The sequence below is a fragment of the Streptacidiphilus sp. MAP12-16 genome (assembly GCF_041262165.1).
GTDB lineage: Bacteria > Actinomycetota > Actinomycetes > Streptomycetales > Streptomycetaceae > Streptacidiphilus.
Map to the genome: position 1 here is coordinate 1 of NZ_JBGCBY010000077.1, position 1831 is coordinate 1831.

The 1831-nt window shown below is 71.3% G+C and carries 1 pseudogene; it reads right to left on the bottom strand.

What is annotated here, in order from left to right:
• Positions 1-1831 (bottom strand): annotated as a pseudogene (locus tag ABIA33_RS38010) (hypothetical protein); the annotation flags it as partial.

Here is a 1831-nt window from a genome sequence, read left to right on the forward strand (position 1 = left end):
GAAGTCCTCCAGGGCGGCGTGGGGGTTGTTGGTCGCCAGCCGGTACTCGCCTCTGGCGTGCAGGTAGTGCAGGCCGTAGCGGGTCTTGTAGATGGCCTGGGGTACGGGCCGGTTGAGGAGTTCGGCTGCTTCCTCGTACTTGCCCATGGCGGTGCGCGCCATCAGCAGGGAGGCCAGGGGCAGGCCGACGGTCACCCCCCAGCCCTGCCAGGGCATCTCCTCCAGGGCGGTGGCCGCGAACCCCTCCGCCGCGGCGAGGTGGCCCTGGCGTACCGCGATCAGGCTGCGCAGGGCCAGCAGGGGTGGCCGCCAGCCCTGGGCGGCGGTGTCGGCGGCGCGGTCGAGCAACTGCTCGCAGCAGGCCGCGGCTCTGGCCTCCTGGTCGCCGTAGATGAGGGCGAGCAGCGCGAACTCGACTTGTTCGAAGGAGCGGTAGCTGAGCCGGGTGCTGCGCAGGACCTGTTCGGCGCCCAGGTAGGTGTTCTCCTTTGCGCGTCCGCCCAGTACTTCGTCCAGTACGGCGGCGGCTTGTAGTTGCGGGTCGGCGCGTACTGCGGCGGGTGCGCGTTCCTCATCGGCTGGGCTGGGTCCGAAGGGTGGTAGTTCGGCCAGGGCGCCGGGGTAGGAGCTGGACAGTTGCAGTTTGATGGTGCGCAGTTCGGCGGTGGTGCGTGTTTCGGCGGGGGTGTCGCGCACCAGGATCTTGTCCAGGATCGCGCAGGCGTCGGTGATCCGGCCGTGCCGCAGCAGGTACTTGACGACCATGACGCTGTGCCGGTCGCTGAGGTCGCCCGCGTTCAGCGCGGCGGTGAGCATGGGCAGCAGCCGGGTGGCGTTGCCGGGCTGCAGCTGCCACTCCACCCCGACCATCAACGTCAGCACCCGGCCGCGTTGGCGCGGGTCGCTGCAGGCCCGGTAGGCGTGCTCCACGCAGCGCCTGGCCAGTGCGGCGTCACCCTCGAACAGGGCTTCGCGGGCCACGTCGCACAACAGCCCGGTACTCCACGCCTCACCCCTCTCCTCGCACGCGAGCAGCAGGTCGGCGATGTCACGCTCGGGCGCGCCCTGGGTGTAGAGCAGGTGCGCTGCGGCGTGTCGCAGTGCGCTGAGGTCGGTGGCGGGGACGTCGCGCAGGACGGCGTCGCGCACGGCGGGGTGGCGGAATTGGCCCTTGTCCAGCAGTCCGGCCGACTCCAGGCCCTCGACGACGCCTTGGGCCCACTGCTCGGACAGGTCCAGGAGTTGGGCGAGCAGGTGCGCGGTGGCGTTGTCGCCCAGGATGGCGATGCCCCGTGCCACCGCCAGGGCGGCGGCCTCGCTGCGGTGCAGGCAGCTGACCACCGCGCGGCAGAATGCGTAGCCGGCGCCCAGGGCGGCCGCACGCTGCACCAAGGGCACTCTGGTGCCCGCGTGCAGGTCCTCCAGCAGGGCGTGGGCCAGCAGCGGGTTGCCGCCGGTCAACGCGTCGAAGCTGCCCGCCAGCTCGGCCGCGCTCGGCGCGTCGAGGCGGGTTTGGAGGAGTTGGATGATGCCGTGGTGGGTGAGTGGGCCGAGTTGGATGCGGTGGCAGGTGGGCTGGCGCAGCAGTTCGGCGTGGAAGGCGGGTTGGGGGTGCTGCCAGGCGGTGCGTTCGGCCAGGACCACCGTGATGCGGGCGGTGCCGAGTCTGCGGATCAAGAACAGCAGCCACTGCAGCGAGAAGGGGTCGGCGTGGTGCACGTCGTCGACGCAGATCAGCAGCGGTTGGCCCTCGGCGAGTTCGAACACGGTCGCGCACAGGGCGCCGACCAGGTCGGTGGGCAGTGGCCACGGTTCTTGTCCGGGTGCGGCG